Genomic DNA, 23,005 nt, shown 5'->3' on the forward strand with positions numbered 1-23,005 from the left:
ACCCACTAATCAGTCGGAGCACTAAAGGCTCATCATCTATGGTTATGCATTTAATCCTCATACTTTATTGTTTAGTGTTAGTTCAACAGTAAAAAAATTACCAGTACGGTCAATATTCAGTTTGTAATTTTTGCAATAAAGCTGATCAAGCCGCTGTATCGTATTTTGAATACCGATACCATTACGTACTTCAATCCGGATGTTATTGTAAACAGGGTTACTGCAAAATAACTTGATATGATCGGCAGCAATGGTAATTTTGATGATCAACTTGCTGTTTTCCTGTTTACTGATGCCATATTTGAAAATATTCTCGATAAAAGTCATGAATATAAGCGGCGTGATTTCTTTTCCATTGGCATCTCCGCTAAAGATGTAATCAATTTTAGTCATTTCACCTATTCGAAACCGTTGCAGGTCAATGTAGTTATCGATACATTCAAGTCCGTTTTCTAAAGGGACGAAATCTGCTAAGACCTCATCGGTTACATACCGCATAATATTCAATAGTTTCATTATGCTTTCAGCCGTGTTGATGTCGCCCTCGACTGCAAGTGAGTAGATATTATTTAGCGGGTTGAGTAAAAAGTGCGGGTTGATTTGCGCTTTTAAAAAAGATAGTTCCGCATTTGCTTTCCCAATTTCAGCATAAGCCGCTCGCCGTTCGGATGTTTGCCATTCCTTAGTTATGGCCAGGGAAGTACTTAAACCTATAATAACGACAAATAGGAAAAGGCTTGTCGTATTCCCGCCCTGTTTCGATGGAGGTAATACTAAATTGCCAGTATGTGGTAGCCCGCCAGGCTTGCCAAAATTTGAAGGATGATTTTGAAAGGGTGGCGGTTCATTACCCGGTGGTAGTTGTTTTTCGTCGAATTTTTGATCAGTGCCGCCAAATTCAATGAATGAGATACTGGTTTGGTTAATTGAAGAACTCTTTGATAACAGTCCCTGAAAAGATTTCAAGTAAAATGTACCTGCAAGGAGTAACAAAATAACAAGGATATACCAAACACGTTTATTCTTGAACATCAACTGTGGAACAAGAATTAAACTGTTGAAATAGAATATTAGCAAATAGTACGTTCTGAATAACAGATATTGCTGGCTTAAAAGCAGTGAAAGGTTATTGTTAGTACTTTTTTGGCACTAATAAATATAAATGGGAACGCAACAAATACAAGCCATCCCGCAAAATGAGCAGCAAGGCCGGACACTCTGGTCTTTTTCATTTTGCAAATGAAAGTCTTCAAATACTTTAATTTTTAATTGTATATATGATCGGCCAAATTGTATTGATGAAGTACAGGTTAAAGACGAAAATATAATCATTGTTGGAAAACAATTCAAATATCAGTTTATTAGCGGGTGTAAAATAAACTGTGTCACGAGTTAGAATATTAACTTAGTAACACAGTTTAGAAATGAAGAAAGAAGAATCGCTCGATTACGGGCAAATGAAACAGAAAGTCCTTGAGCAACTCCGCTCGGGCAAATCACTCTATGGTAAGGATGGTGCTTTTGCACCCTTGTTAAAAAGTTTCCTGGATGCTGCCTTAGAGGCAGAGATGGAAACTCATTTGGACGAGGCTGAACGCAGCACCGGCAATCGCAGAAATGGCAAAACAAGCAAAGATGTCCGCACCTCATCAGTTACCATTTCGGTCGAGACCCCACGTGACCGTGCTTCCAGTTTTGAGCCTGAGTTAATTAGAAAACGGGAAACGATTCTATCTGAAAGCCTTGAAAGTAAGATTTTGGGGATGTATGGCTTGGGGATGAGCCTCCGTGATATATCCAAACACATCAAGGACATGTACTACACGGACATCAGTCACGCTACCTTATCGGCCATTACAGACAAGATCATTCCCGAAGTCAAAGAATGGCAATCACGTCCCTTAGAAGAGATTTATACGATTGTATGGTTAGATGCCATGCATTACAAAGTAAAAGAAGATCACCGCATGGTGTCGCAGGCGGTTTATAATATTTTAGGTATTGACCGTCATGTCCGTAAAGAACTCATCGGGATGTATGTATCTCAAAGTGAAGGAGCCAACTTTTGGCTGTCGGTACTGACCGATTTGCAAAATCTTGGGGTACAAGATATCCTGATTGCCTGCATCGATAATTTGAACGGCTTTCAGCAGGCTGTCAACACGGTATTCCCCCAAACTGAAGTCCAGAGCTGTATTGTCCCCCAAATCCACAACAGCTTAAAGTATGTGGCCTCTAAGGATCAGAAGGCGTTTATGAGCGATCTCAAACCTGTATACCGGGCTGATAACCTTGATCTGGCTGAACTGCGTCTGGATGAGATGGAGAAGAAATGGGGGACCAAATATGAAAAAGTTATAGAATCTTGGCGAAATAACTGGGCCAAGCTAACCACGTATTTCCGGTATGATGCCTTCATCCGAAAACTGATTTACACCACTAACACGATTGAAGGGTTTCATCGTCAGATCAGGAAAGTGACCAAGACCAAAGGGGCATTTACTCCAGACATGGCCTTATTAAAACTCATGTACCTGGCTCACAACAACATTAAACGAAAATGAACAATGCCACTGGCAAATTGGGGACAGACGGCCCAGAAACTAGCCATTTGGTTTCCCCAAAGAATGAAGTTAGATTTGAATTGAGATAATCAAGATTTAATCTGGCAGTTACGAAAAAGAGTAGTAACTTAAAATTAGATTAAAGCAATGACGGCACAAGAGAAAATCCTCAAAAACAAGCTGGGCATCTTGGAACTTGCCCCGCATTTGGGGAATGTATCGCAGGCCTGCAAAGTAATGGGCTACAGCAGGGACAGCTTTTACCGTTTTAAAGAGCCTGTATGAACAGGACGGCGAACTGGCTTTACAGGAAATCAGCCGGAGAAAACCAGTAATAAAGAACCGGGCTGAGGAATATATTGAAAAAGCAGTCCTGGAAATGGCCATCGAGCAGCCCGCTTTAGGCCAGTTCCGGGTATCAAATGAACTGAGAAAGAAAGGTATTACGATCTCTCCGGCATGGTAAGAAGCAACTGGCTACGCCATGACCTGCAAACTTTTCATCTTCGGTTAAAAGCACTGGAGGCCAAATAGGTTCGGGAAGGCATAGTGTTGACCGAAGCGGAGATAGTGCCACTTGAAAAAGCTAAAGAAGAAAAGAAAGCACACAGCGAGATTGAGACCCACCATCCCTGTTACCTTGGTGCCCAGGACACTTATTATGTTGGCAACATCAAAGGTGCAGGCCATATTTACCAGCAGACTTTCATTGATACCTATGCCAAGGTTGCCTTTACCAAGTTGTACGACCGCAAGAATGCACTGGTTGCAGCAGAAATGCTTAACGATAAAGTTGTGCCGTTCTTTGAACAGCATGATCTGCGGTTGCTCCGCATCCTGACTGATTGGGGAACTGAATATTGTGGCATTAAAGAACAGCATGAACACCAACTGTACCTGGCCATAGAAGACGTCGACCATACCAAGACGAAAGCAAAAAGTCCGCAGACCGATGGCATTTGTGAACGCTTTCACCGCACCATTCAGGACGAGTTTTACGCCATTACTTTCCGCAAAAAAGTGTACCGGGGTATCATCGAGTTACAGGCTGACCTGGACAGGCGGATGGACTACTACAATCACGAGCGAACACACAGTGGCAAATACTGCTTCGGAAAAACACCGATGCAAACCTTTCAGGACAGCATCCCGCTTGCCAAAACAAAACTGCCGGAGTATTTGGCCGAAAACCAGTTCTTTCAAACACTCCCAAAAAGGGTTTGGAAGAACCTGGTCTGGTGCATTTAGAAAACAAATCACTATATTCACAAATCAAATCGGACAACTAACAAAAACAGACAACTGTCAGATCAAATCGTGACTATTACAAGTTAAGCTGCGATAATTTGTTTGTTTAGTTGTTTTTCAAAGTCCTGCGGGGACATGTAACCAAGGGCAGAATGTAACCGTTTACGGTTGTACCAGATTTCGATGTATTCAAAAATCATCAGTGCTGCCTGTTCTTTGCAAGTAAATTTGTGCTGATAAACGCATTCTGCTTTTAAGGTTTTGAAGAAGCTTTCTGCCACTGCGTTGTCCCAGCAGTTTCCTTTTCTGCTCATACTTCTGGTAATTAAGGCATTCTTTCCCAACAAATCCCTGAATTCGTTACAGGCATACTGCACGCCACGGTCAGAATGAAAAAGTAGGTCATTCGTGATGGGCCTGTTCTTTTGTGCCATTTTAAAAGTCGGAATCACTGTTTCTGTTGCCTTCATACCAGAACTCAATGCCCAGCCGATTACTTTACGGTCACCCAGATCAATTACGGTAGTCAGATACAGCCAGCCTTGCCCCGTTTTGATGTAAGTAATGTCCGATACCCAAACCGTACCGGTCGTGCCGGGCTTGAAATTCCGCTCCAACATGTTTTCCGGTATAGTATACTGGTGTTCAGAATCCGTAGTGGCCTTAAACTTTTTCTTAATAAGGCTCCTGATGTTTTCTTTTTTCATCAGCCGGGCCACCTTTTGCCTGGATAATATAATATTGCGTTGACCAAGTGCGCGGGATATTCTTGGGCCTCCATATGTTCGTTTGCTCTAGTGATAAACCAGCTTGATTTCTGACAGTAATTTCATATCCGACTGTGACCTTTTAGATTGAGTGCACTTTAACCAGCTATAAAAACCACTTCTGCTCACTTTAAACATTTTACACATCTTCCCGATATTAAATATTGTCCTGTTGTCTTTTAGGAACCGGAATATTTGCCATCGCCCCTGGAGAAGATGCCATGGCCTTTTTTAAGATGTCGCGCCCCTGTTGCATGTCGAGCAGCTCTTTTTTTAGCCGGTGTATTTCCGCCTGCTCCGGTGTATAAAGTACTTTGCCCTGTCCCGGAAAACTCGTTCCTGCCTTCGTTTCCAGTTCCTTGCGCCAACGGTACAACAAAGACGGTTTAATTTCCAGTTCTTTTGATAGCACGCCCAGGTCGGAACGCCCCTTGCTCAATTCTACAGCCATCACCTTAAATTCACGGTCATATCGTTTTCTCGTTTTTGACATATCTTAAAGTTAAGTTTTTCCCTTAACCTTTTGTCCAGTCAAAGGTAGCAACTCCACCCTTCGATTACCCGCTTATAGATATTGTCCACAGCTTCCTCTTTCAGCTGGTTAAAGTAGCCGATCAGCATAATACCGTTTAAAACAGCTACGCCAAACAAAGTGATGTAATAGCACAGCACCTTGATTAGCCAAGGCACTGCTATTTTTTATTTCTTTCACTTTTGCCCTCTTCTTAAAGTAGTAGAAATGTCCGTTCCCATAGCATTAAATGCAATGTTCATGCTATCTCCTTTAACGCATCCCTTTACAGCGAAGTCCTGGCCCATTTGTGACGGCATCTTGAAAAATAAGGAGTCTCCTTTAATGACGCCGTTTGATATCGGTTGTGGCTTTCCATCTTGCGTTCCACCAGTAACCGTTCCGGTAAGCTTATTTCCATTGGTCTTAAAGTCGTAAGCGATTTCATAAGTGTCCATTATCTTGCCAACCCAATGGCCTGAAATGAGATCCTGAGCAAAACAAACGGTTACGATAACAAGTAAAGCAATTGCTGATAATAGAATTTTTTTTTGCATAGTTTGATGATTTTAATGATTATGTAATTTAATAGTTGTTTATTTTAAGGCTTCGGTAACAGCAAAAGATGCAAGCGGCTCCATTAATTTATAACCGTTAAGCGTGGGATGGACACCATCTTTTGCCAAACATTCCGGCAAGCCGCCCCTGTTATCTACCATTGATGAATAGTAGTCAAGATAAGCAAGATGGTGCTTTTTAGCATATGTTTTAATCATAGCGTTTATTGCCAATACTTTGGGCACAGGATTGATCGAGGGACGCCAAAAGAAATGATAGGCAGGTAATATAGAGCAAAGTATAACTTTGATGTGATTGGTTTCAGCAAGTTCTGCCATGGAAACGATATTTCCCATTATATCTTCCGTTTTTGTTGGACCGTTGTTTTCAGCAATATCATTGATGCCGCCAAGAATGACAACTGCCGTAGGTTTAAGGTTGATGACGTCCTCACGAAATCGTAATAGCATTTGGCCGGTTGTTTGACCGCCAATCCCACGTCCGACATAATTATTACTTTTGAAAAACAGCGAATCGCTGAAAAACCAGAGATCGGTAATAGAGTCTCCCATGTATACTACCCTGTGAACACCAGGAGATGGGTCTGGTAGGTTATTGTTGGCACTTTCATACCTTTTAAGATTAGCCCAGTCTTTATGTAACTGCTCATCAGCAGTTTGTGCCATTAGTCTAAAACTTAAAACTGTTAGCACTATACAATAAAAGTATTTTGACATATCGAATTTATTATAGCTTTTGATTTAAACCGGTTACAAACACATTTTTCTCTTGGTCTCGTAGTGTATCTACTACTCTTAGCAGCTACTTTTTAATAGCTTAGCCCAAAACCGAATTTGTACAGAGGATCTTTAGAATCATATGGGACATCTTCCTTTTGATTGCGCACAGCTTCCATTGATGAAGGCAATTCGATCGGAAGTCGGCCTCCCGGTTTGAATTTGCCAAAAACCACATCCAGTACCGCGGCATTACTTGCCCCAAAATCCAATAGCAGGCCTTTGGCTGCCTGGCTAATTTCAGTTATAACCGGAGGGCGGTCTACATTCATAATAACTATAGTTGGCACAGTATGCAGCAATTGTAAAATTTCGTCTTTCTTCTTTCCTTTAAAATCCAAATCGCCATGATGGAACATCGCCGAGATAGGTATAGAAGATGGAACGGGATAATATGGCGTATTTAAACGGATCAATGCAATGTCTGCTGATTCAGGTTTATTAACTATTGTACCATAATGGGCCGCTTCGGAAGAATCAATATTCTGAACGTAAATTTTTAATTTTCCGATTGCCAGCGGCAGAATTTTATGATCGTTTTTTAGCAGTGTCATAGCCCTGCGCTGAGCAGCATCAGCTGCTTTTTTAAACTTCGCATTGCCAACAGTTTTCATGGCTTTATCAACATCAACGAACGGATTATCAAACAAACCCAGCTCAAATTTTTGACGAAGCAAGCGGGTTACCGACTGATTGATTCGCTTTTCACTGATTTTTCCATCTTTGACCAGCTTGACTATCACTTCAGGTATGTTTTCGCCACCAAGTTGATCGCAGCCGGCATCTATGATTTTTTGGACGCGCTGTTCTGCGTCTAAGTTTTCTACGCCCCACGCCCTTGCCGGGAATATAAAGTTACCAATGGGTACGTCGGTAACCAAACTCCAATCGGTGCATACTATGCCATCGTAATGGTATTTGTTTCGAAGCAGCCCCGTAATCATATCTTTATTATAGCCAAACCCTACATTTTCGCTGGATTGCCCGATTGGAACGCCATAATAAGGCATAATCCCTGCCGTATTTGCTTTGAACGCCGCCTCAAATGGAATAAGATGATAACTGAAATTTTTCCCTGGATAAACTTGCCCTTTTTGAAACGAAAAGTGTGGGTCCAAGCCTTCTTTTTGGGGGCCGCCGCCCGCAAAATGTTTGGTTATGCAAGCAACGCTGTTTGAATCGAGTTTGATACCTTGAAAACCATATATGTAAGCGGTTGCCATACGAGCGCTAAGGTGAGCATCTTCACCAAAAGTACCTGAAATACGAGACCAGCGCGGCTCAGTGGCCAAGTCAACCTGCGGGTGCAAAGCTTCTCTTATTCCTACGGCTAAATACTCCTGACGGGCATCGTCTGCAAATTCCCGCGTCAGCTTTTCGTCTCCGATTGCTGCAAATCCAAGTGGTTCCGGCCATTGGGTAAAACCTTTAGCGGAAGAGGCGAAAATATTTGCACCAAAATGATGGCGAGGATCGGAAGCTATAGTAACAGGTATTCCAAGATGTGTTTTTTCGGCATACTTCTGCACATTGTTATACCACAACGCCAGTTTATCCGGTTCTGGAACCAGAAACAAGTTAAAATGGCTCATGTGCAATTTATCTATTGCTGGTTTGATGTTAAGCGCATAGGCAACCGTTGCTTCTGGCCTTGTATCAATACTTCCATTGCCATTAACCAGGCAACCATTGATAAACATCGTTCCTGCCTTCTCTTCCAACGTCATTTGGCTTAGCAGGTCTTTCACTCTATCTGCTATTGGCTGACGATTGTCTTCATAAATGTCGAGCTTACCATTTTTGTTGAGATCCCTGAAAGTTACGCCCTCAATTGTCTTAAGAAGGGAGGAATTTTGGATCACTTGGCTTGGCAGAGCGTTAACATCCTTTTGCTTGAATGCAATCAATACAGTGACAAACATCACGGAAAGACCGCCGGTAAAAATAATTTTTTTTATAGATAACATATAATGATATAAAAAGCCAAAATCTTTTCGTAAAAGTAACTAAAAGCTTTTTGCTTTCAAATTATTTCGTAAAATTTACTAAAAAGCTTATTTTTGAAGTTAGTAGATTTGTATAATGGTTATTAGTGCTGAACTAAAAGAATTTTTTAATAGTGGTTATTTGACGTACATACCACACATTTATATTGATTGTGTAATTTTTGGGTATCATAATCGAAAACTAAAAATTCTCCTTACTAAAAATGGCTTTCTAAGCGAATGGTGTTTGCCCGGGGGTTACATGAAAAGAAGCGAAAGCTTGCAACAGGCAGCAGATCGAACGATAGTTGATCGAACTGGAATAGAAAATCTTTACCTTCAGCAATTCCGTGCATTTGGTGACCCCAACCGTACCCGCTATCAAAATTTTGATGAAGAACAGTGGTATTCTTTGACAGGGTTACGCCTATTGAAAAATAATTGGCTTTTTGATCAGACAGTATCTATTGGTTTTTTTGCCATCACCGATTTTTTAAAGTCAATACCTTCCATTGACATAGAATCAATCGAATCCGCCTGGTTTAATATTAATGAATTACCAGAATTGGCAATGGACCATGCGGAAATTGTTGCAATGGCCTTAAAAACACTAAAAATACAGCTATACCATTCACCTATAGGTTATAATTTACTCCCAGAAAAATTTACGCTGGCTGAAATACAAGCCTTGTATGAGACACTATTAGAAAAAAAGCTTGATGTAAGTAATTTCTCTAAGAAATTACTTACGCTTGGAATTTTAGAAAAAGCTAATGAGAAGCGTAATACAAGTGGCCATCGCTCCCCATATTTTTATAATTTTGTTAGGAGCAACTATGAAGAGGCTTTAAATGAGGGTATTGTTTTGGTTTAAAAATAAACCTGTAAGATACTAAGATGATTTTACTATTGATAGGCGACCATTTAAATGATATTAGAACGAATCACACTTACAGAAACAGGATAAGAAATAAATTGTGTGAAGTTGCCGCCTCATTTGTTTAAAAATGTCGGTTTTGATAGCACCCGGTGCAACTGCATTTACCCGGATACCTTGCGTTGCATAATCAAGAGCTGCACCTTTTGTTAAACCAACAACCGCATGTTTGGAAGCATTGTATTGGGCAGTGCTTTCCAAACCGTTCAAACCTGCGATTGATGCAAGGTTTACAATTGTTCCGCCTCCGGTTTTCAACATTGCCTTGATTGCATGTTTCATACCATAATAAACCCCCATTACATTAGTTTCCAGCATTTGTTTTAAATCGTCAGATTCTGTCTCTGCGAATAAAGCATTGCCTAAAGAAATACCTGAATTGTTAACAATAGAATCAAGTTTTCCGAATTTTTCAACTTTTTTTACAATTACAGTTTTTACTTGTTCTTCGTTGGTTACGTCCAAAGGGAAAAATGTTATAGAAGTGCCATTCTTTTCAAAGTCTTTCAGTACTTCTGCTTCTTTGTTTGCATTTCTACTTGTTACGACAACATTGTATCCGTTTTTAGCAAAGTGTAATGCTGTTGCTTTACCAATACCTGTTGTTCCATCTGTAATAATTACTGTCTTTTTTCATTTTCTGTTATTTTAATTTTTAGGGTTATGTATTTAGTTCGCAAGCCCTTGGTTTTTACTGGTTTATTTAATATATTTAAGCTAAATACATTAGCATTTTTAAGGGGGTAAGTATTTTTGAATTTAGGGAAAAGTTTAAAACGGAACAAGACTGCCTGGAATATTTATCAGAGAAAAAGGCATCAAAAAACCCTACACCTGTTTGCATTGTGGGCATGGCCAATATTACAAAGGCAAAGGCTGGCATTACCGCAGGTGCAAAAAGTGCGGATATGACGAATCGGCCACGGCCGGGACAATGTTCCATAAGTGCAAATTAGGATTGTTAAAAGCGTTCGAGAAGTGTTTTAGGGTCTCGGGCTGTAAAAAAGGGATGTCGGGCTGTGAACAGTCCCGGGAGTTTGGCTGCCAACAGCGCAGTGCCTGGTTATGGAAGGCGAAAATACAGGAAGCTATGAAAAGCAGTTGCAGGCATGAACTGATGGGCGATGTGGAGGTTGACGAGTTCCTGGTGGGCGGGTTTTCACCGGAAAAGCTGGGCAGAAGTACCGACGGCAAGAAACTGGTGGTGCTTGCCGTAGAAAAAGTAGTGGACAAAAAAGCGCAGGTTAAATTAGGGCGGGAATATTGCCGCACAATTGACAATGCTTCTGCCGATAGCCTTAAAGCTATCTTTGAGGAACATATTTCTAAACAGGCTTCGGTAAAAACAGATGGCTGGCTCGGCTATTGGCCATTGCAAAAAGATTGGGCATCAGGCAGGAAAAAAGCAACAAAGGGGCTAATTTCCCTTTACTGCATACCCATATCATGAATGTAAAAGGATGGCTGAGGGCCATCCATCATAAGTGTGCGCCACACCGCCTACAAAAATACCTGGACGAGTACCACTTCCGTTTTTAACAGAAGGGGTTTCATAGGTTCTATTTTTGATAAACTGATCGCCAGGATGGTTGAGAATGAACTCGTTACTTACAAAATGATCAAATGCGAACTAAATACATAACCCTAAAAATTTTATATAGGAAAAGTAAAAAGAGCATTAATTAAGCGCTTTTTTGTAAGGCTCAGTTTGTTGTCCTATAAAAGTTGTGTAGAGTGTCGCTAAAATCGCAGCTAACGGAAATGGCTGGGCGAAGAACTGGAGTTAGAAACCCGTCAGCCAAAACCAATGTTAAATTAATATTCAAGACGTTGATACTTCTTTTAGCACTAAAATTTTATCATTGCAATAGCTACAAAACCCAATGATTTTTATGCGGTAAAAGAAGCATTAGAAATTAACCCAACAAAATATTTGTCTTACCGGTCTGGCTTTTTCAGCTTCTTGTCCTTTTGCTGCCGGTAATAGTCTTTGCGCTCGGAGTCTTCATCGTCCATCTCCGAGCCTTTTTCTACTTTGCGCCAATCAATATTTTTGTTGTAACGCGCCATCGCTTTTTACGGATCAAAAATCCGCGTATCACTTTTAACCAAAGTATAAGGCGTAAAATCCGGTTTATCCATAAAAAAACCCTGTAGTAAAGTTGCCGTAAAATCGTATTGGCTTACACAAGGCACATCCAAAATATTACAAATAGTTTTCAGGATGGCGCGAAAGTTGGCGTGTGTATGGCTCAATAACCTTTTTTAACATAAGAGCCGGCCAGCATCAAAATAGAACGGGGCGCATCCAAATGGTCAACGCCGCCCTGCGGTTAATGGCCTAGGTGTTGTCTATCAGTTTGATTCTTGCATCCGTCTTTGTCAAAACAGTTGGCCGTACGTTGCTTACATAAAAATAGACTTTACCCGTAGTGCATTTAGGCAATATTGATTTTGAGGTTGTTGATGTTTCGGTTTAGACTGTTGTTAATGTACTGAATGATTGTCAGGGTTGTTATTTTTGATAGAATTCTGGTTTTAAAACCGGCAAAGCTTTTCGCATAATTTCTTCTGATCATAAACTGGTCGCATAGCTGGGAAAATAGTGTTTCGATACGTTTTCTTGATTTTCGGAACACAAAAGGATGTGTTTTGTAATCAGCCTGGTTTTCGCGCATGGGGACTTCAAGTTTAATCATAATAATGCAGCTTTTGAGATGCACAATAGCCTTTATTCGGCTGGGCATAATCTGTTTCCTTACAAATCCTGCTCCTGCCACTCCTGGACAGTTTGCATATTTCTAAAGGCATACTATCCACAATAAAACAGTTTTCACCTTTTCCTAAAATCTCCTCCAGTTTTTTCCTTACCAATTCAATTTGAAAAAACAACTTCCTTTTCCGCCTGTTATAAACACTCCGTTCAATCAAGAAATGCAAATCAAAAGGTAATATCCTAAACAATTGATGTTCGCTATCTATGCTCATATATTCAGCAGTAAATGTCAAAGCGATTACCCCTAAATCTGACAACTTGGGCTTTCTGATCTGATGCAGAAAACTTTCGCTTGGAAAACCTAAACCCTTTAATACTTCCAAAATTTTACCGTAATTCACCCTAAAGTTGGGCATCTAAATCGTTGTGTCGTAACTCCAATTTACTGCTTTTTAGCAGTTTGCACAACTTTTACTAAATGCACTACGGGTTGACTTTAATTTTTATTTGTAAAACAGGCATATCGATTTTACCTGATAAAGTTCGTCTAACAAGGTTTCAGATGCTGCTTTTACCACTTAAAAACTTGTAACGTTTCGTTTAGGTTTTATTTAAATTGATTGCAGGCACTAATCCTTATAGGGCAAGGGGAGCATTATTATTTTTTCTTTTATAAGTTTAAGCAGTTATTAACAACAAGCTATTATCACAGATTCCATGCACCGCTCGTTTGCTAATTTCATTTCCAACAGCGTAGCTGCCTTGATCGCTTACTCTTTTCTTCCTAAAAAGCCTGCTATTGCCTACCAACAAAACCGATCCAAGCAAACTGTTGCTTTCTAATTAATCGAACTCAGGTTACTAGAGTTTTTAGAGGCTATAGAACCAATTTAAAAGATGAAAACAAGGCTTCATAAATTTAAGATTGAAAATTACGACCTGACATTTCGTTAAGTTTTTTCATGGTAAAGAAAGGTTTTTTCTTTTTGCTGTTTGCAAATATTTGCCGTATAATTAGATTTATGTTAAGTAGGAAGGTTGGTACTGTTTTCAAATGTATGATGATCATAAAAGCACATAATGTTTCCTCACAACAGCAACTCTTTCTATCTATAAAACACTGAAACAATTTATTCAAAATTCTCTATTTTCTTAGCTCAAATAAACTCATCATACATTTCAGAACACAACCGGAAGGTTATACTCCTTTCTATCTGTTGGTAATGTCGATTATTTGATCAAATGAAGCTTTACCTGATTCAATCGAAAGAATCAAAATTAAGTCATAGGTTATTTTTTAGTGATGTTTCTGTTTAATCAGTAAGCAATAGTCGATAATAAATACCGCTTTCGAATCTGGTCTTTGATATTGACAGTGCTATTCGCCGTTGCGTAACAGTAAATGCTACATTCTTACCCATCAATTATAGCAGACAATTTAATTTTTACACGGTTCCAGTATTAAATGAGATTAAATCAGCTGAGCTACGGATATGTTGAGTAATTTGATAATGCTTTAAAAGGCCACTACTAATGCATGTGTTATCATATTGTATATTGATGTAAAAGACCCTTCGGCACGCTACTCCCTCATTTTCAAGAACATAAGTAATTTAGAACTGATAGAACGTTTTCAGCCATTGGCTTTAAATAATAGCTAACTTATAATAAATTGATAATGCCCGGAAGCGACCCGAAATTGGTTAGATACAACTTTACCATTTAAATAAGCTTTTTGCCCATTTGAAACAGGAAAAAAAATGGTTGCGCCAGAATTAGCAGGAACAGTAACATTATAAATAATAGATTTGCCAGACCTGGTCCAGGAAGAAAAAATAGTTCCATAAGGGCCTTCATGACTTGCCGTAAAGCTATTGAGGCCCGAAACAAAGCCCGGCTTCAATAAAACATTTTTAAATCCAGGGTTTTGTTCATCTGCCTGTATTCCACCAAGCCCACTGAAGAACCATCCTCCGATTTCGCCAAACATCATATGGTTAAGAGATATATCCCTTTTGGCCTGAATATTCCAGTTTTCGTACAAGGTTGTGGCACCGTTAACAATCCACCACCCCCAAGAGGGATAGGTATCTTGGGCTGCCAGTTTATACGCTGTTTCTGCCTGTCCGTTATCACTTAAGGCACTTAAAATAGCCCTTGCACCAAGTACGCCAACATCAAGGTGCATTCCGTCAGCCGCAACTCTTTTTGCAAGATTGGCAGCTACTTTACTTTTATATTCATCAGGTACAATTCCCCAAAGTAAAGCAACGCTTAATTCTGTTTGAAGGCCGCTACCATAAATCGCAGTTCCTTTATCAAAATATTTGTTATTAATAGCGGTTTTTATCTTTTCGGCCAGGGCATTGTAATAAGTAAAGTCTGACGTATTGCAAAAAAGCTTCGCCACTTTCGACATGATGGTTGCATCAACAAAATAATAGATAGAGGAAGTATATTCTAACGGAGAATTGGATTTTACCGGGACCCAATCCCCTCTGCCAAAAGTAGTCAGCCCTAAAGGGCTGATGCTCTCCACATATTTTAGATATTTTTTGATATTGATATAATTATCTTCCAGCGGCTTTTTGTCTCCGTAAAAAAGGTACAGGTTCCATGGGATGATGGCTATCGTGCTTGTCCAGTCCGTGCCATTGGCGGTGCCATAGCCCCAGCCTCCTGTTGGTATAATATCGGGCAGCACACCGTTTGGCTGTTGCTCGTCCCGGTGGTCGGCCATCCATTTTTCATAAATTGTAATGCCGTCAAAATTGTACAGCCCTGTTTCTACGGCAAAATGCCCGTCACCTGTCCACCCGTTTTTCTCACGCTGCGGGCAGTCGGTAGGATATCCAAACAGGTTGGATAAGTAGGAATTGTTTGTGGCCCGCCACAGTTTGTTGATCAATTCGTTTGAAGAATTGACCCTGCCTGCTTCTGCTACATCGCTGTGCATAAAATAGCCCGTTAAATCGCCTTTGCTTAATTTAATGGGCTTGCTGCTCGTTACTTCCACATACTGAAAACCTTTATAATTAAACTTGGGCATAAAATCAACGGTGCCTTTACCGTTTAAGGTAACTACATCTGTTGCAAAAAGGTCTTTGTTGTCATCCGGCCGATAATAAACATCAATATTAGAGATATCTACATGGCCATTTTTGTATACCCTTTCACCGTGCTTTAGCTTTACAATTGTCCCGTCATCTCCTGCCAGCCTAACCTCAGTTACACCCGCTATATTTCGGCCTAAGTCAAATACATAAGTTGTGTCATTAAATTTTTTTACGGATTTAGCTGGGATTTTTTCAACATTTCTTATAGGCTGCATCAGTTGGCTCACAATATTTTGTGAAGGGGTTGCACGCAGTTTGATGCCTTTCCAATCCTTGTCATCAAAACCAACAGTGTTCCAGCCGGGCATTTCAAAATGGGCATCATATTGTTCCCCTGTATAAATACTGTTTAGGACGATTGGCCCGGTATGTGTTTTCCAGGTATTGTCAGAGGTGATAATTTCGGTAGTACCATTTGTATAAGTTACCCTGATATCTAAACAAAAAGCCGGCCTTTCCCTCCAGGGTGCTTTATCAAAGTTCCATACTGCTTTTGACTGATGGTTGTACCAGCCATTGCCCAGCAAAACCCCAACTGCGTTTTTGCCTTGTTTTAATTGTGCGGTGATATCATAGCTTACGTACAGGTTACGCCTGTCAAACCTTGTAAACATGGGGTCAAGCCGGTGGTTGCCAACTTTTGACCCGTTCAGGTATAGTTCATATAATCCGCCAACTGCTATGTATGCCCTGGCTGATTTAATTTGTTTTTTGGCCTCAAATTCCTTTCTAAAATAGGGCGCTGGTTTAAAGTTGATGTCGTTGCGGTCGCTGATCCAAGTTCCATTCCAGTTTCCAGTATTTATCATGCCGGTTTCGATAGAACTAACAGTGCTTTTGAGCAGCGCATTATGGTTATTCCAGAGTAAAACTCTCCAGTAATATTTAGTAAAGGGATCAAGCTTTTTACCTTGGTAAGTGACAAGGTTAGCCGAAGAATAGATTTTACCGGAATTCCACACACGGGCAACTTTATTCAACAAAGCACTGGAATCTTTATCAAAAAGAATTTGATAAGCTGACTGTGCCGCATTAGCCCGGCTATCCTCCATCTTCCATGTTAATCGAGGATGTTCAGAATCCATACCGATTGGATTTTGCAAATATTCACATTGCATTTTTATCACCATAGCAGCTTGCCCAGCACTTTTTCTATCAGAATTGGCCTTTTGTTTTTTTGTGAAACAGGACGTCAATAAAAAACAGGTTATCATCATGAAAAAACAGACCCGAAATAAAAACTTGTTCGATAACATTTTTAATATTTTTAATATTTTTAATTCCGCTTAATTTGATTGCGGCAGTTACGATGCTTCTTTTACACCAGTAAATTTTGTGCTTCCCTAATCATGCTAATGCGAAGCAGATTAAATACTGATTTTTAGGTGATAAAAGAAGCATGGAAAATAACCTAAAAGGTTAGGAAAAAAATCAGCAAACCTGTACAGTAGTTATCTTTAATATCTGCCCAAGCTTTTTAATTTTTGATGCAATATTCCCTTGTCCTATGGCACAATGATGTGCTGGGCCTTCCTTATTCCAGGCTTCAACAAAATTTCGAGCACCAATTGAAAACCTATACCGGCTGTTGGTGTTGCCTATTTCCAGGATTGCGCCCGGCACAGATTCGCCTTCGGCAACAAGAAGCTTAAGTGAACCGTTACCTGTTTCTACCACCGAAAGTAGCGTAACAGGGCCATAACTAACAGACATTTCAACAGACAAACCGCTGCCTACTTTACCATGATATACCTGTAATGGCTTTACCTTGATTTTACCTTCGGCTATGCCCGGATGGCATGGGCCGTCGTGCCCCATTAATACTACATCATCATTATAATCCATTGCATAATATTCAGTAAAAGACCCTCCGGAGCCAAAGCTGTCCATGATTTTCATAGCCTGGGCGTTTTTTATTTCATACTCGCCCGCTACAGGAATATTTTTACCTGTTAAAAGTGAGTTGCCCAGTATAATTGATGTAGCTGTATTCTCGTTGGCATCATTACCTGTTCCTTTATGATAGTAAGCAAGTGAGCCAAGTTGATATTTAAGCACCAGCTTATCCAGGGCTACCGCTGTCTGCGCAGCCCGGTTTAGCTCAGTAGGTGAACAATCCGCTTGTACTTCAAAAGCATTTTCAATTTCCAGTATTTTATTGGCAATTTCATTACTGGTTACCTGTTCTCTTAAATGCGATAGCTCATCAATTTCTATCACTTCCATATGGCCGCCAAAGGTAGCGCACTGCAAGGTAAGATCTGTATAAATATCCATCATACCACCATAATAGTTACCCATAATACCCAATCTGTTGTGGTACATAATTCGAACTACCCTTGCAGCATCTATCCAATCTTTCATCTCCTGCCACACATGCGGATCATTGTTAAGCATACCAGTTATCTGGAAGAAAGGGATTTTACTACGGTTAAACACATTAGCAATTTCGGGTATGGAGCAAGATGAACAATTTGCCAGCCACTCGCCTGTCATAGCTGTTCTATTATTTAACTGGTTAAAGTTTACATAATCTATAGCTGCTTCAGGCGAGAGATTTAATACAATAACCGGAACATTTGCTTTTTTTACCACGGGCAAAACCGTAGCGGATAAAGCGTAGGTGGAAACATAAAGAAACAGTATATCCACATCTTCGCATTTAAATTTAGTTCCGGCTTCAAACGCTTTTTCCGGTGTATCGATTAAACCAAGGTTAACAATTTCAGCATCAAAGTTTTCTATACTTTTTGCCACTATATTAATATAACCGGTTAACCGTTCTTTTAGTCCGCTAAACTGATCCCAGTAAGCTTGCAAACCAATACCGAACAAGCCAACTTTTACCTTTGTTTGTTTAGTCATTATTTGTAGTGTTCTTTAGCGCCTGTTTAAAATTTGTTCAATATATTTTCTATGCTTCTTTTATCACCTAAAAATTGGTAAGCATTTACTTCTTTGGTCTATTTAAATTGAGGTAAATATCAATTTTTATAGGATAAAAGAAGCATTGATATTCTTTGTTATATAAATTTAAACAAGCTCTTTATTGTTTCTGATGTGTTATTGTTACCGGCCCGATCAACCCCGATTCCAATAAGGGCGAATCCGCGTTGTACTGCCTGGTAGTTGTAAAAGTATATCTGCCACTTGTACGCGGCAAACCTTTCAGCAACCATTCCGGCCATTTATCATCTACAATTCCATCATAAGGCTTTTTCTCATCCCCAATCAGCCGGTTGGCCCATAAATTAATTACCTGGATAGCTAATTTATTATTTCCTGCTTTAACCGCACCGGATATATCTACCCGCCATGGTGCAGCCCAAACTACGCCGAGATCTTTCCCGTTCAGGATTATCCGTGCCATATTTTTAACCTTTCCAAGTTCGAGAAACAAAGAACCTTTAACATTTTTTACCCAGTTAAATTCCTTATGGTAAACCGCTGATCCGGAGTAATAACGGATACCTTCATTGCTGCTTGTACGCCAGTCGGTAAGGTTATCAAATACCGTGTTTGCAGGGCCACCCCATTTGGGATCAAAGTTTACTCTCCATTTTCCGTTCAATGTTAGCAGGGTTTGCGTATCAGATGCCGCATTTATTCCGGTTGATTTCCATTTGTTCTCTGCTGCAAATACGATAAAAGCACTCTCAAAAGCATCCAGTTGTATAGCTGCTGAGGTAATCCCTTTTTCTGTTTTGAAGGCTTTGATCTTGCTAAGTTTACCGGTGTTGGCATCCCATCTTTCGGGCGACCCCTTTACATTGCGAAACTGGCCTATGGTTTTAACTGCTTTATCTGTTTTGTTGGATACAAAATAGATATCCCAATCGGCCGAAGTACGATGGGTATATCTTAAACTGCCGTCTGATTTAAAGTCTTCATTTATTCCGTTTTCTTTAAGAATGGCAGATGTGAAAGCATACTGAGGATAAAGATGATCGGGATTGCTGCCTACGGGTTTGCCCCAAATAATCAGTCCGTCTCCATATTGCCGACGGACGACATTGCCGGGTAAAACAGTATCTCCCCAAATCATTTTACTTAATGTTTTAATTTGATCATCACAAGCCGGGTAACCTTCAAGGCTTGGCGAGCGCAAAGGCGGATTACCAACTATAGTTGCACCTTGTTTTATTAAATCACCTATTTTAATAAGTAATTTCGGTGTCATTGATTCATAAATAGGCAATACCAGTAACCTATAACTGGCACCTCCGGGAAATACAACCTGATGATCTTTTACAGTTGTGTGCATGAGCTGGCCGGGTGAACAACCATCAAAATTATAACCTCGTCTGTCTCCTATGGTATCACCAATAATTGCTGAGGAAGGCGGTACAAATACCTGTGGTGAACCCTCGGGCGTAAGATAAAGCACATCGGCTACCGTACGGCCTTGTTGTAAAACGTATTGATTTCGGGTAATGTAATCATGGTAAGCGTTAACCATAGGCCACCACGTTTGGTTGCGATCCCAGTGGACACCAAATGGCCCCATGGTTGCACCGGGCTTTAATGAATCTGCCAGAAACTGATTTTGAAACGTATGATATGCAAACTGGTTGATACCTGATGCGAAAGCCCAGTCGCCCTGGTTTTTCATCGAAGCAGGATGCTGTTTCCAGCCTTCGTTATTTTGAGCGGTAAAAGCTTCTGCCGGAATCAATGATTTTCCCATAACATGGCCAACAGAGGTAGCTTCAATAACACTGTAAGCTGAATTGAAACCAAACCCTTTACTCCAAAACTCTGCCATAGGTACATCTGCAACAGAACCGAGTTCAAGATCTGCTGTCGGGTTCATGTCATAAGGCTCAATGGACAATGACAGGTGGTGACGCTTTGCATATTTTTTAACCTGATTCGCATGATTTTCTAAAACGAGTTCTTGAGAAGTTTGCCTTAAATCCCACAAAAAGCGTTCACTTTCTTCTAAACTGCCTACAATTTGGCCGGCATAAACCGGATAATATTTTAGCGGATCATATTTTCGTCTTTTTATAAATTCTTCTCTAAATTGAGATGTCCAGTTTTGCGCGCCCATTTCCCAACTATCCATGTGAAGACGTTTTAAACCGCCTGTGGCTTTTTGATCTACCTGACCAATCTTATTAAGCAGGTTTCCAACATATTTATCAAGATGTGCGTTTAGGGCAAGTGTATCAAATTTATCAACTTCAAAACCTAAACCAGGAACGGGAGCAGGGCGTGTAATGGCTCCGTTATTACGGCTTACAAAGCGCATAATGACCCACTTACCAGAAGGTGGCGACCAGTTCAGTATGCCATTAGCTTGCATTTTATCTGTTAAATCAAGTATCCTATTTTTTAGTATTGCATCTTTGTTGCTACTGATATTTGCCGGTGGTGGCAAATATGGTTTAACAGTATCGGAGCTATATGGTGCCCGATAATACAAGGCTTTTTCCTCAAAATCTGTTATCGGCTTATCCTGTTCTGTTGCAGGGAAAGCCAGAACTGCAACGTCTTGATAATATTTTAACCATTCTTTTTTAACTTCAGGCGTTAGGCTGCCCTCTCCAAAAAAAGGTTTTTTAGGCGGTGGAACAGGCAATACAATTGCCTTTTTATCACCTGCAACTACTGTAATCTGGCTCGATACCAAGTGCTGCATAGATTGGCCGGCTTTTACCCAGGGGCCGCCGCTGCCCGTCCAACCAGGGCCGATGCCAAGCGTCATTTCAATCCCTAACCGCCGGGCTTCTTTTTCGGCATGTACAAAAAGTGCTGTCCATTTGTCACTCAAGAACGTTACGTTGCCCCTTGGCACGCCAACATTAACCTCCAGAAATATAAGATTACCAAGGCCTGCTTTGTGCATTGATTCAAGATCTTTAGTGATCGTTTCTGCAGACATATTACCGTCCATGAAATACCAGTACACGCCGGGTTTGTACTGGTTTGGCGGATGAAGAAAATTTGCTTTAAGTTTTGCTAACTGCGCATAACTGTTTATTGAAGCACAAAAAATGCAGTATAAAAGAAGTATTTTTTTGGCAGGCATTTATATAAATTGTTTTAGTTTTCCATAGATCAAAAACACATCGGAAATTGAATTTTAGCTGATACGAAAAACTTATACATAAACTCATTTTTATAAGAGCCTGTTTAAATTTACACAACAAAAAATGCCAATGCTTCTTTTACCCTATAAAAAATTGTGTTTGCATCAATTTAAATAAATCAAAAATCAAATGCTTACCATTTTTTATGCGATAAAAGAAGCATAGAAAACAAATTGACGAAATTTAGAAAGTCTCCAAACATATTTCATTAGTACCCCGGATTTTGTGTCAATTTATTGTTAATCAGCAATTCCCTGTTTGGGATTGCATAGATAAATTTATTTGGCGTTATAATGAAAGTATTAGGCAGTAAAAAACCGTACAGCGCTTTCATCCGGATTCCTTTGGCAGTTAATACATCTATGGCCATATTATTTCTAATAAGATCTGTCCATCTGTGGTTTTCAAATGCCAGCTCATGCCTCATTTCGTCTGATACGTTTTGTTTGGTAGCGACAACAAGTGTAGGCAAGCCGGCCCTAATCCGTACTTTGTTTAAATAGGGCAAAGCATCAGCGGGCTTCCCTTCTGCAACCAGGCATTCGGCCAACAAAAGTAATGCCCCTGAATACCGGAACACAGGCCAGTTATCATTTGTGTTAAACTGAACCTGGTAAGGTGGATGAAGATATTTTTTAATAAAATAATAATAGCTGAGGCCCGGGGTTGGTACATAATTTACCGGGCTTTTTACGGCCTTTGTGTTTAGCACTTCTGTTGTTACTGTCCCTTCAGCTACGCCAATTGAAGCAGGTAGGCGGAGATCGCCTTTTTCATAGGAATCAACCATTTCCTGAGTAGGGACGTTCCAGCCGCCTGAGCCTAAGCCTCCTCCGGCATTGGTTCCAATTACTCCGAGTATTGCTTCTGGATTTATAGTTTTAGGTATAAACCTCCAGATAAAGTCGCTCTGCTGGCCATCGTTGCCAATTTTATACTGAACCTCAAATATTGACTCTTTATTGTTCTTATTGTTTGGGTCAAAAACGTCAGCATAATTACCCAACAAGTCATAATTCATTTTCGTAACATCCAGCAAAGCGGCTTCAGCATTTGCCAGTTCTTTTGTTGGTTTTGACATATAGGTATAAGCCAGCAAGACTTTAGCTGCACCTTTGGTTGCCCTGCCGGTTTGCGGAAATACCGTAGCAACGGGTAGTATCGGTATGGCGGCATTCAAGTCCAATATGATCTGTGCATACACTTGGTCAGCTGTGCTCCGTGGCAGGAACGCGCCGTCAACATTTGTCACTTCTTCCAGTTGAAGCGGTACACCGCCATAATGCTGAACAAGGTCATAGTAATAAAATGCACGCAGAAATAATGCCTCGCCGGAAACCTGGTCCTTATCGGCCTGCGCGAGTACAGAACCCTTAATCCTGGTAAGTATTGTGTTCACCCTTGCAATACCGGAATAGTCATTTCCATAACGGTTTCCGGGTGAATTGAGGTTTTGACTACTGAAGCTATCGTCAGTAAATTCTGCAAATGGCTCCGTACTTGTCCCCGTACCCCGGTCAGCCGAATAATAAGTGAAGAATGTGTTGTCTGACCGCATTTCGTCCATATAAATGCCAGTAAATGCAACACCCCGTAAATTAGTATATGCCCCGGCAAGTGCCTGATTATATTGTGCTGCATTTTTATAAAAAGAGGCGGAGCTTAACTGTGTCTGTGGAATCAAGTTTAAATCTTCCTTTTTTTTACACGA

General features: G+C 40.3%; 14 protein-coding genes and 6 pseudogenes. 5 read left to right on the forward strand and 15 right to left on the reverse strand.

The window, feature by feature from the left end; genetic code table 11:
- Positions 1-57: 57 nt before the first annotated feature.
- The gene (locus ACOFKR_RS14660) at positions 58-1,032 is read right to left on the reverse strand and encodes a sensor histidine kinase (protein ID WP_419801554.1); all 975 of its coding nucleotides are present in this window, start codon (positions 1,030-1,032) and stop codon (positions 58-60) included.
- A gap of 392 nt (positions 1,033-1,424) precedes the next feature.
- On the opposite strand from ACOFKR_RS14660, the pseudogene ACOFKR_RS14665 reads away from it, so the two are divergent.
- A pseudogene (locus ACOFKR_RS14665) lies at positions 1,425-2,648 on the forward strand (IS256 family transposase).
- A 63-nt stretch (positions 2,649-2,711) separates the two neighbouring features.
- Positions 2,712-3,812: pseudogene (locus ACOFKR_RS14670) on the forward strand (IS481 family transposase).
- An 83-nt stretch (positions 3,813-3,895) separates the two neighbouring features.
- On the opposite strand, the pseudogene ACOFKR_RS14675 reads toward ACOFKR_RS14670, so the two are convergent.
- From ACOFKR_RS14675 to ACOFKR_RS14700, 6 genes and pseudogenes are all read right to left on the reverse strand, one after another.
- Positions 3,896-4,594: pseudogene (locus tag ACOFKR_RS14675) on the reverse strand (IS3 family transposase); the annotation flags it as partial.
- A gap of 142 nt (positions 4,595-4,736) precedes the next feature.
- Positions 4,737-5,072, reverse strand: a complete 336-nt coding sequence (locus ACOFKR_RS14680; RefSeq protein ID WP_419801479.1) for a transposase — start codon at positions 5,070-5,072, stop codon at positions 4,737-4,739.
- Positions 5,073-5,110: 38 nt separating this feature from the next.
- Complete coding sequence (locus tag ACOFKR_RS14685; RefSeq protein ID WP_419801555.1) at positions 5,111-5,269, reverse strand: hypothetical protein; 159 nt, start codon at positions 5,267-5,269, stop codon at positions 5,111-5,113.
- 18 nt (positions 5,270-5,287) lie between these two features.
- Complete coding sequence (locus ACOFKR_RS14690) at positions 5,288-5,647, reverse strand: hypothetical protein (protein WP_419801556.1); 360 nt, start codon at positions 5,645-5,647, stop codon at positions 5,288-5,290.
- Between the two features lie 39 nt (positions 5,648-5,686).
- Positions 5,687-6,334, reverse strand: a complete 648-nt coding sequence (locus ACOFKR_RS14695; RefSeq protein WP_419801557.1) for an SGNH/GDSL hydrolase family protein — start codon at positions 6,332-6,334, stop codon at positions 5,687-5,689.
- A gap of 143 nt (positions 6,335-6,477) precedes the next feature.
- Positions 6,478-8,412, reverse strand: coding sequence for a glycoside hydrolase family 3 N-terminal domain-containing protein (locus ACOFKR_RS14700; protein WP_419801558.1), 1,935 nt, complete (start codon positions 8,410-8,412; stop codon positions 6,478-6,480).
- Positions 8,413-8,527: 115 nt separating this feature from the next.
- Here ACOFKR_RS14700 and ACOFKR_RS14705 point away from each other — a divergent pair, with 115 nt between their 5' ends.
- Positions 8,528-9,304 (forward strand): NUDIX hydrolase, encoded by a 777-nt coding sequence (locus ACOFKR_RS14705; RefSeq protein ID WP_419801559.1) that lies wholly within the window; start codon positions 8,528-8,530, stop codon positions 9,302-9,304.
- Between the two features lie 60 nt (positions 9,305-9,364).
- Here the strand turns inward: ACOFKR_RS14705 and ACOFKR_RS14710 are convergent, their stop codons facing one another.
- Positions 9,365-9,988 (reverse strand): SDR family NAD(P)-dependent oxidoreductase, encoded by a 624-nt coding sequence (locus tag ACOFKR_RS14710; RefSeq protein ID WP_419803645.1) that lies wholly within the window; start codon positions 9,986-9,988, stop codon positions 9,365-9,367.
- 104 nt (positions 9,989-10,092) lie between these two features.
- Between ACOFKR_RS14710 and ACOFKR_RS14715 the strand changes: the two are divergent.
- A pseudogene (locus tag ACOFKR_RS14715) lies at positions 10,093-11,009 on the forward strand (IS1595 family transposase).
- Between the two features lie 296 nt (positions 11,010-11,305).
- Here the strand turns inward: ACOFKR_RS14715 and ACOFKR_RS14720 are convergent.
- The 3 genes and pseudogenes from ACOFKR_RS14720 to ACOFKR_RS14730 all read right to left on the reverse strand — a co-directional run bounded on the left by ACOFKR_RS14720 (position 11,306) and on the right by ACOFKR_RS14730 (position 12,499).
- Positions 11,306-11,437: a hypothetical protein gene (locus ACOFKR_RS14720; protein WP_419801560.1), complete on the reverse strand. Its 132-nt coding sequence runs from the start codon at positions 11,435-11,437 to the stop codon at positions 11,306-11,308.
- Between the two features lie 6 nt (positions 11,438-11,443).
- A complete protein-coding gene (locus ACOFKR_RS14725) occupies positions 11,444-11,623 on the reverse strand; it encodes a hypothetical protein (protein ID WP_419801561.1) in 180 nt (59 codons plus the stop codon).
- Between the two features lie 182 nt (positions 11,624-11,805).
- A pseudogene (locus ACOFKR_RS14730) lies at positions 11,806-12,499 on the reverse strand (IS982 family transposase).
- Between the two features lie 301 nt (positions 12,500-12,800).
- On the opposite strand from ACOFKR_RS14730, the pseudogene ACOFKR_RS14735 reads away from it, so the two are divergent.
- Positions 12,801-12,926: pseudogene (locus ACOFKR_RS14735) on the forward strand (IS982 family transposase); the annotation flags it as partial.
- A gap of 814 nt (positions 12,927-13,740) precedes the next feature.
- Here the strand turns inward: ACOFKR_RS14735 and ACOFKR_RS14740 are convergent.
- The 4 genes from ACOFKR_RS14740 to ACOFKR_RS14755 all read right to left on the reverse strand — a co-directional run bounded on the left by ACOFKR_RS14740 (position 13,741) and on the right by ACOFKR_RS14755 (position 22,978).
- Entirely contained in the window at positions 13,741-16,284 is a 2,544-nt protein-coding gene (locus ACOFKR_RS14740; protein ID WP_419801562.1) for a family 78 glycoside hydrolase catalytic domain, read from the reverse strand.
- Between the two features lie 346 nt (positions 16,285-16,630).
- A complete protein-coding gene (locus ACOFKR_RS14745) occupies positions 16,631-18,064 on the reverse strand; it encodes an arabinose isomerase (RefSeq protein ID WP_419801563.1) in 1,434 nt (477 codons plus the stop codon).
- A gap of 181 nt (positions 18,065-18,245) precedes the next feature.
- The gene (locus ACOFKR_RS14750; RefSeq protein WP_419801564.1) at positions 18,246-21,233 is read right to left on the reverse strand and encodes a glycosyl hydrolase; all 2,988 of its coding nucleotides are present in this window, start codon (positions 21,231-21,233) and stop codon (positions 18,246-18,248) included.
- Positions 21,234-21,502: 269 nt separating this feature from the next.
- On the reverse strand, positions 21,503-22,978 hold the full coding sequence (locus ACOFKR_RS14755; RefSeq protein ID WP_419801565.1) for a RagB/SusD family nutrient uptake outer membrane protein: 1,476 nt from the start codon (positions 22,976-22,978) through the stop codon (positions 21,503-21,505).
- Positions 22,979-23,005: the final 27 nt, after the last annotated feature.

Source organism: Mucilaginibacter sp., from assembly GCF_965201005.1.
In the GTDB taxonomy this organism is placed as follows: domain Bacteria; phylum Bacteroidota; class Bacteroidia; order Sphingobacteriales; family Sphingobacteriaceae; genus Mucilaginibacter_A.